Below are 8,115 nucleotides of genomic sequence, written 5' to 3' on the forward strand. Positions count from 1 at the left end.
CCATCGCCTCAAGGTAGGCTGCGGGGCTTGCGCTGATCTCGCCGATCTTGGCGAGGCCGGCTTCCAGATACTCCGGCCGCACCGACATGGCTTCTTCCAGCACCCATTGCGAACCGCGAGCACGATCCTTGCCGAGCAGCGCGTCGAGCCCGGACTCGATGCGCTCCGGTCCCATGGCGTTGGTCAGCAGGTAGTCGTGGAACACGTCGTCGCGGTGGACACCGAGCGCGATTTGCACCAGCGCGACCGCCAGCCCGGTGCGGTCCTTTCCGGCGAAACAGTGGATCAGGGTGGCGCCGTCGTCCTGGTCCAGCGCGGTCACCAGATGGCCCATGGATTCGCGAAAGCGCGGACTGTCGGGCAGGATGCGGTAGATCCGCGTCATGTGCGCGACCACTTCCTCGATCGTCGTCATCTTCAGGAATGCGGCGACGGCGTGGGGGATCGTCTCGTCATGGGCGGTCGCCCGGCGGATCGCGCCGGCATAGCCGTCGAAGGCCCCGCCCCTTTCGAGCGTGCACTCCGAACCGGCGCGCAAGTCGATGATCGTTGCCACGCCGAGCGCGGACAGGATGCCCTCGAACCCCGCCCCCGCCGCTTCGAGCTGGCCCGAACGCAGCAGGCGCCCGGGCTTGAGCCGGGCGCCAGAGGCGGTGGCATAACCGCCGAAGTCACGCAGGTTGTGGACGGGCGAGCCCGCCGGAAACGCGCCCTGAAGAACCGGGGGGGTGCCAGTGGCCGGCTGGCTGTTCGATGTCATCACGCAAGAATCCCGTTGCTGGATTTCGAGGGGCCTTCTGGCAGCTTCGGCGCCTCGGGGTCAACGAAATGGTACATGGATTTACGATTCCCTGTCAGTGCCGCCCCTTCTCCAGCAGTGCGGTCAGGTGGCTCAGCACCACATGGGCGGAGGTCGCCAGCCAACTGAGCAGCGCGTCCTGATGGTTGTTGCCGTCGCGCGCTGCGGTAAGGCAGCTGGAGAGATCGATCACCGCGCATTTCCACGCGGCGAGCACGTCGTAGAAGAACAGCGCGGCCGGATCGACGGTGCGGCCCGAGGCCTTCTCGTAGGAGGACAGGAATTCGTCGCGCCGGAACAGGCCCGATATCATCGTCTCGCCATCGGCGCCGCGGTTGGCGAAGATCGGCTGGAGGTTCCACGCCAGATCCTCGTGGAAGTCGCCGACGTGCGCCAATTCCCAGTCGAGGATCGCGGTGACTGCGCCGCCCGCAGGGTCGAACAGGTAATTGCCGGTGCGGTAGTCTCCGTGGACCAGCACCGGGTCGGTGCAGGCGGGCAGGTTCTCGCGCAGCCAGCATTCGGCCAGCGCCATGATCGGGAAGGCATCGACGACGTCGTCGGCCCAGACCTTGGCCCACCAGTTGACCTGCCGAAGCGCCATTTCGTGCGGGGCACCGCCTGGCATCGCGAAGTCCGGCAGGGCGGCGGCGCGATAGTCGAAGCCGTGGATGCACACGAGGTTGTCGATGAAGGCGGGTGCCAGCAGCGCGATCCAGTGCGCGTCGAAGTCGGTGCGCAGACCCGAAACCGACGCGGCGGCCTGCGGTGGCTTGGCGACGCCGGGCACGAACGTCGTGACCAGCGCGGGCAGGCCGAAGGTGGCGCCGTCGATATCGGCATGGCGCACCTCGGGCACCGGCACGACGCCATGCATCGCACGCAGCACCTGATCCTCGCGGCGGCGGCATGTCTCGATGAGGCCCTCCAGCGGGTCCATGCGCAGGACGAGGCGCTCGCCGCCGTGGTCGAACACGAACTGCTCCTTGGAAGCCCCGCCCGCCATGCGCCGCAGGCCCGAGATGCTGCCGGGGCCATACAGGCTTTCGAGCGAGGCGGTGACTTGCGCGATGCTGCGCGGGATATAGGGACCGGTGAGGCGGCGGGCCTTCTTCTCCTCGAGGATGGCGAAGATGCGAGGTTCGATGGCCACGCAGGTATCGGTGGTTTCGGCGGTCAGGATCACCGGGCGGTCTCCATGGTCAGGTCCGCGATGCTGTGCAGTTCGGCGGGGTTGAGATCGAAACCGCTGGCGGCGAACCACGAACGATCGCGCAGCGACTGCCGCGTGCTGAAGGCGAGGACGCCGCGGTGCAGCGCCTCGCGGAAGGCGGGTTCGCCATCGCGCGCGGCGGCGCGCACGAGGCTGTCGGTCGCGCGCATCAACGCCTTGTAGTGCGCTTCCGCCGGACCATCCGCCACGCGCGCCTCGGCCAGCTCGGCAGCGGCGGCGCGGGTGGCCGGGCCGCCGGAGGGGGCAAGGCCCTCCAGCGTCGCCTCGAGATCGGCAAGGCAGGTGCGCGCATAGCTTTCCGCCTTGTTCCACTGGATCGCCAGCAGCCGCAGATGCCCGACGATCAGCGCCGCCTGCTCTGCGGCAAGGCTGTTGAGCGGATCGATCGCCGGGCGCACCACGTCCTCCATGGCGCGCACCATCGAGGCGATCCTGAGGTCGATGTCAGGCGTCATGCCAGATCGCTGCGCAGGCGGTTGAGCGGGAAGCCCTCCAGATACGTGCCCACGCCGATCGCGCCGTCGCTGCGGTGCCAGCGCGCCATCGTGATCGGCGAGAGGTTGTTGCCGTAAGGCACCCAGGGGTGATGGACCAGCACCGAGCCGGAGACGGTATGCTCGCGGTCGTCGCGATCGACGATGGTCATTTCCATCGTCGTGGGGAACAGCCCCGGGCGGTGCGTGCGGACCGAGCCCGCCTTGGCCCCGCGCACTTCGCCGCCCACCAGCGCATAGCCGTGCTTGAAGACGTGCTGCTGCCCCACCGGCGCGGTGCGATCGACCGAGAAGATGCCGTGGAGCGCCAGCCCATCGTCGAAATGGGCATTGGCCCACAGGATCGGATGGAAGCCGTTCTCGGGACGCGGCCCCCAGCTGTGGTCCATGGTCGAGACGCAGTCGATCGCATGGGTCCGCCCGCCCAGCGAGAGCGAGCCCTTCATCCGCACCGTCATGTCGAAGTGCGCCGAATAGGCCGTCCCGAAGCCCGAGTTCGCCACCGCCGCCGCCGCGTCCGCGACGGCCATCGGGTCCATTGCGGGGTCATGGATGTCGTAAGGCTCCATCAGCGCACTGGCTTCGATGTGCAGCTTCACGCCGCCCGCATCGTAGTCGAGCACGTAGTCGCGGATCGAGGTGGCCTTGAACGACAGGCCGGTTTCCAGCCGGAAATCCTCGGCCCTGTCCACCAGCGGGTTGTGGTTGATGAGGTCGATGTAGACCGCATCGTCAGCGCTGAACCCTGCGCGGTCGATGATCTCGATGTCGCTCACCGTCGCGCCCACTCCGGCGCGGTGGACGATGTAGATGAAGCCGAAGATGTTGGCTTCGGGAATGTAGAAGTTGAAGTATCCGGTCTCGGCCCAGTCGGCGCGGCTGACGTCGGGAAGGTGCAGGCGGGTGTCCGCATCGGTAATCATGCGTTGCTCTCCTTAAAAACGGTAGCTGAAGGTGGCGCCGTAGGTCGCGGGGCGGCCGGTGTAGCGGACGTAGACGTCCTGGGTCTGGAACGCGCTGGTCCAGTAGTACTTGTTGAAGACGTTGCGGCCCCAGACCGAGAAGCGCCAGCTGTCGTCCGGCGCATGAACACCGGCGCGCAGGTCGACCAGCGTATAGGCCCGGATCGCCAGCTGCGGGATGTCGCCGATGCTCGCGGTGGTGCGGCTGTTGTAGTTCGCCGAGGCCCCGACGAAGCCCTGCATCGATGGCGTGAGCGGGAAATCATACCCCGCATCCGCCACCACCGACCACTTGGGCGAGAACGGGAAGCGCGCGCCCGAAAAGTCCGCCAGCTCGCCCGACTGGTTGAAGCCGGTGAACCGCGTGATCTCGGTATCGAGATAGGTACCCGCCACGTTCAGGTGCAGGCCGTCCGCCGGCTGGATCACCACTTCGAGTTCGGCGCCCTTCACCCGCGACTTGGGCACCTGCACCAGCGCATCGAGCGGCCCGAAGATCTGGTCGAGAATACGCCCGCGCAGCTGCTTGTCCTTGTAATCATAGTAGAACACCGCGCCGTTCAGCTGCACCGCATGGTCGAACAGCGGCTGCTTGAAGCCCACTTCGTATGCGGTGATCGATTCCTGCGCGACCGGCGCCAGTTCCTTGGCGGTGGCGGGCGCGACGGTGGGGAAGCTGCCCGCCTTGTAGCCCCGGCTGACGGTGGCATAGATCAGCCCGCGATTGCCGGTCTTGTAATTGACGCCCGCCCGCCACGACAGGTTGTCCTCGTTCAGCTTGGCCTTGAGCGGGGTGATGAGCGGAAAGCCCTCGGCGGTCAGCGAATAGCACTGCCCCTCGGCGATCGGCACCACCGGCTGGCCCGGGCGGATCAGCGTCTGCAGGAATTCGAAGATCGGCGCGAAGCTCTCGTTGCCGCCCGGCCCCGGCCCGACGAGCGCGCAGCTGGCGTTGTCGCGGCGGCTGTCGGTATAGCGCAGGCCCGCCTGCACCGTCAGGTTCGGGATCACCTCGTACTCGACATTGGCGAAAAGCGCCGCCGTCTTGATGAGGGAATCGTTGACCGGAGAGACGTTGCCGCCTTCCATCGGCCCGACGTAGTGCGTCGTCGCATCGGTGGCGTAATAGGTCGCGTGATCGCGCGTCTTGTCGCGCTGGTAATTGGCGCCGACGATCCAGCGCAGCCCCGCACTCGTGCCGGTCAGGCGCAGTTCCTGCGACAGCGAGGTGACCTTGCCGTCGGTCAGGATGTCGGCGATCTGCAGCGGTGTGGCGTCGTAGTCCTGGAAGGACTCGGTCCGATAGTGATTGTAGGCCGAGATCGAGGTGAGCGTGACCGTATCGCTCAGGTCGTAATCGACGCGCAGGCTCGCCTGCACGAAGCGGTCGTCGTGCTTGAGCGGGAACAGGTCGGTGGTCCAGTCGGCCGAGCGCGAGGTCAGCGGCTGCGGCGGCAGGGCGCGGATCGGCGCCTCGTTGGGATTGCCGGGCGCGCTGATGAAAGTCTCGGTGCGCTGCGGCGCCTGCGAGTCCGACTTGTCGAGCCAGCCGTTGACGTTGAGCGCCACCTTCAGCGTATCGGTCGGCTGCCAGTCGAGCAGCAGGCGGGCCTGCGTCTCGCGCCGGTTGCCCAGTTCATCACCGGTGCTGCTGCTCTTCTGCCACGGCCCGCTGCGGATGGCGCGGGCCGAGAAGCGCGCCAGCAGGTTGGGCGTGATCGGCCCGCTGACGAAGCCCTGCGCATCGATCGTGTCGAAGCGCGAATAGCTGAGATCGGCGCCCGCCTGGAAATCCTGCGTCGGCTTGGCGGCCACGAAGTTGATCGCGCCGCCGGTGGTGTTCTGGCCGAACAGCGTGCCCTGCGGGCCCTTGAGCACCTCGACCCGCGCCACGTCGAGCGCGGCGGCCTTGGTCATGGCGCTGAACGGCAGCGGCACTTCGTCGGTATAGACCGCCACGGTCGGCGGCGTGGCGAGCGAGAACTCGACGAAGCCGATGCCGCGCAAGGTGTAGATCGGGGTGTTGAACGGCGACGGCTGCGCGGTCAGGCCCGGCACGATCTTGGCGAGGTCGGCGGTGCTGGAAATCCCCGCCTGAAGAAGCTGCTCGCCCGAGGCCGCGGTGATAGACAGCGGCACTTCGTTGATCGACTGCGAGCGCTTCTGCGCCGTCACGATGATCTCGGCGATGCCGGAAGACGTCGGCGGCGCGGTTTCCGTGGCCTGCGGCTCGGCAGCCTGAGATCCGGCTGTTTGCGCCCAGCCCGGCATCGGCGCAAGGGCGCTGGACGCAAGAAGAAGCCGGGCGAAACGCCCGTTGCACGCGAATGCTCTGTTCATGATGTTCTCCCAATACTTTGTTCTGGTTTTATTTTTACTTGGTCTTCAAAAGCATCTTCGGGGGGAGGATTAGGCGGTGAGCGCGGGGCCGCTGCGGTCGGCGCTCGGTTCGAACCAGTCGGGCCAGCCGGCGCGGCGGTTCTGTTCGCGGGCCAGTTCGCGTTCTTCGGGGCTGGCCAGTTCGTTGTCCCAGCGGCGCAGCGCGGGCTTGATGATGAGATTGTGCCACAGGGGCGGGATCAGGGCCGAGAAGAAGCACACGAACACGCTCGGCATGCGGATCCACTGACGGTCCGGCACCAGTTCGTGATAGGCGGCGAAGCTGTTGGTGTGGTGATCGGCATGGTTGGTGATCTCGAAGCCGATCAGGCGCGAGAGCGGGCGCAAGTGGTTCCACACATGGCGCCGCGCGATCGGGCCTTCCTCCAGCCGGACGAGGCCGTAGTGCTGGAAGTAGTTGAAGCTCTCGATCCAGAAGCGCGCGACAATCATGCCCGCCAGCGCCACCGCATTGGCGCGCCACCCGCCGACCGCGAAGAGGATCGCCTGGAAGATCGCCTGCGCCAGCAGCGCCTTGTAGAGCCGGTGGCCGATCGACCAGCGCCCCTTGCCCTGTGCGGCAAGGCCGTCGCTCTCGGTCGTCAGCGCCTCGATCGTGCTGGAAAGCACGGCGCGCACGGTGAAGCCGTAAAGCGATGTGCCGCGCGGCGCGGTATCGCCGTCCTTCACGGTCGCGACATGGATATGGTGCCCCACGACATGCGCGATCTCGCGCGTGCAGTCGAGGTAGCAGACTTGCGCATAGCGGCCGACGAAACGTCGCAGCTTGCCGCGCTGGTGGTAAAGCTCGTGGCTGGACGGCACCAGCGGCACCACCGAAAGCCAGCCGAGTGAAAGAATGACACCGATGTACTGACCCGCGGTGGCATCGGGTGCGCGGACCACCCAGAAGGCGGCGGCTACGTAGAGCCCCGGAGCCAGGAATGTCGCCAGCCACACCGGCAGATCGGCGGCGAAACCGCGCTTCATCCGGCGCGCGGAAAGATCGTCCGGCAGAATGCTGTCTAATAGAGCAAGGGCCGGCAGGGACGCAATGCCCGTCCAGACCCAATATCCTCCCAACGCGAATCCGACATATGTACATAGCTGGACGAGCGCCGCTACATAGTAGCGAATACTGGACATGTTCCTCTCCTACATTTCATAGGATTTATTTTTATATTTTGTGTCTGGTATTTCTTACGCGGAGCATGCCGGGTTTCGGCACGGGGACATTTCCCCTGTGGGCCATCGGCGTCGCTGTAGTGGAATGTATTACATTACAGATGATGACCGTCAACTGATTTATCAATATTGCGTAAAATTTATACGCAGTCCAGACTGCGCCGCGCGGCGCCTTGCGGGATCGATTCCCCGGCAAGGCGCAGGGCCGATACGTCCCACAGGGACGACAAGGGAGAGAACTGCATGATACTCAAAGGAAAGACCGCCATCGTCACGGGCGGCGCGACCGGCATCGGCCGCGCCATCGTCGAGCGATTCCTGGCCGAAGGCGCGCAAGTCGCGATCGCCGACATCAAGGGCGCCGAGGACGCCGCCGCCGCGCTGGGCGCCAATGCCTTCGGCGTCGCCACCGACGTCGCCGACAAGGCCAGCACCGAATCGATGGCACGGGCGGTGACCGACCGGTTCGGCGGCATCGACATTCTCGTCAACAATGCAGGCATCTTCACCGGCCTCAATTACACCCCGATGGAAGCGATCGAGGTCGACGCCTGGCGCCGCATCATGGACGTCAACGTCATGGGCCCCTGGCTCTGCGCCCGCGCGGTGCTGCCCGCGATGCGTGCCGCCGGCGGCGGCAGGATCATCAACATCGCCTCGGTCATCGCCAACCTCGGCATCCCCTTCATGCTGCACTATGTCGCATCCAAGGGTGCGCTTGGCGCGATGACGCGCGCGATGGCGCGCGAACTCGGCGCGACGCAGAGCGGGATCCTGGTGAACTCGATCTCGCCGGGCTACACCCACTCGGACAACGCAGTCGCCAACGCCGACCAGCACGCCGCCTTCGAAGGCACCGCCGCCTCGATGCGCACGATCGCCCGGCCGCAGCAACCGGGCGACATCGCCGGCGCCGCGCTGTGGCTTTCCGGTCCGGACGGCGGCTATATCAACGGCCAGAACATCGCCGTCGACGGCGGCATCTTCATGACCCAGTGACGCAGTGCCTCCCCGCGCGTTACGCACGCACGGGGAGGCACTTCAGATATGGCTATGGCACCC

7 protein-coding genes are annotated in these 8,115 nt (G+C 66.3%); 1 reads left to right on the plus strand and 6 read right to left on the minus strand.

What is annotated here, in order from left to right; translation table 11 throughout:
- The 6 genes from ACYPYD_RS09395 to ACYPYD_RS09420 all read right to left on the minus strand — a co-directional run.
- Nucleotides 1–760: tyrosine-protein phosphatase (locus tag ACYPYD_RS09395; RefSeq protein WP_459662903.1), on the minus strand; the 760-nt coding region annotated here is incomplete at its 3' end.
- 94 nt (nt 761–854) lie between these two features.
- Nucleotides 855–1,985, minus strand: a complete 1,131-nt coding sequence (locus ACYPYD_RS09400) for a phosphotransferase family protein (RefSeq protein ID WP_051586789.1) — start codon at nt 1,983–1,985, stop codon at nt 855–857.
- Complete coding sequence (locus tag ACYPYD_RS09405; protein ID WP_459662904.1) at nt 1,982–2,488, minus strand: hypothetical protein; 507 nt, start codon at nt 2,486–2,488, stop codon at nt 1,982–1,984. The genes ACYPYD_RS09400 and ACYPYD_RS09405 overlap by 4 nt, the downstream gene beginning before the upstream one ends.
- A complete protein-coding gene (locus ACYPYD_RS09410) occupies nt 2,485–3,450 on the minus strand; it encodes a DUF7064 domain-containing protein (protein ID WP_036525231.1) in 966 nt (321 codons plus the stop codon). The genes ACYPYD_RS09405 and ACYPYD_RS09410 overlap by 4 nt, the downstream gene beginning before the upstream one ends.
- Before the next feature lie 12 nt (nt 3,451–3,462).
- On the minus strand, nt 3,463–5,829 hold the full coding sequence (locus ACYPYD_RS09415) for a TonB-dependent receptor (protein ID WP_051586790.1): 2,367 nt from the start codon (nt 5,827–5,829) through the stop codon (nt 3,463–3,465).
- Between the two features lie 69 nt (nt 5,830–5,898).
- Nucleotides 5,899–7,014, minus strand: coding sequence for an alkane 1-monooxygenase (locus tag ACYPYD_RS09420; RefSeq protein WP_036525232.1), 1,116 nt, complete (start codon nt 7,012–7,014; stop codon nt 5,899–5,901).
- 282 nt (nt 7,015–7,296) lie between these two features.
- On the opposite strand from ACYPYD_RS09420, the gene ACYPYD_RS09425 reads away from it, so the two are divergent.
- Complete coding sequence (locus ACYPYD_RS09425; RefSeq protein WP_036525234.1) at nt 7,297–8,052, plus strand: SDR family NAD(P)-dependent oxidoreductase; 756 nt, start codon at nt 7,297–7,299, stop codon at nt 8,050–8,052.
- The last annotated feature ends 63 nt before the right edge of the window (nt 8,053–8,115 follow it).

The sequence above is a fragment of the Novosphingobium sp. 11B genome (genome assembly GCF_054589055.1).

What these genes read in the sequence shown, in the direction of transcription:
- ACYPYD_RS09425 (WP_036525234.1), top strand. Translation starts at nt 7,297, where the DNA reads ATGATACTCAAAGGAAAGACCGCCATCGTCACGGGCGGCGCGACCGGC.
- ACYPYD_RS09420 (WP_036525232.1), bottom strand. Translation starts at nt 7,014, where the DNA reads ATGTCCAGTATTCGCTACTATGTAGCGGCGCTCGTCCAGCTATGTACA.
- ACYPYD_RS09415 (WP_051586790.1), bottom strand. Translation starts at nt 5,829, where the DNA reads ATGAACAGAGCATTCGCGTGCAACGGGCGTTTCGCCCGGCTTCTTCTT.
- ACYPYD_RS09405 (WP_459662904.1), bottom strand. Translation starts at nt 2,488, where the DNA reads ATGACGCCTGACATCGACCTCAGGATCGCCTCGATGGTGCGCGCCATG.
- ACYPYD_RS09410 (WP_036525231.1), bottom strand. Translation starts at nt 3,450, where the DNA reads ATGATTACCGATGCGGACACCCGCCTGCACCTTCCCGACGTCAGCCGC.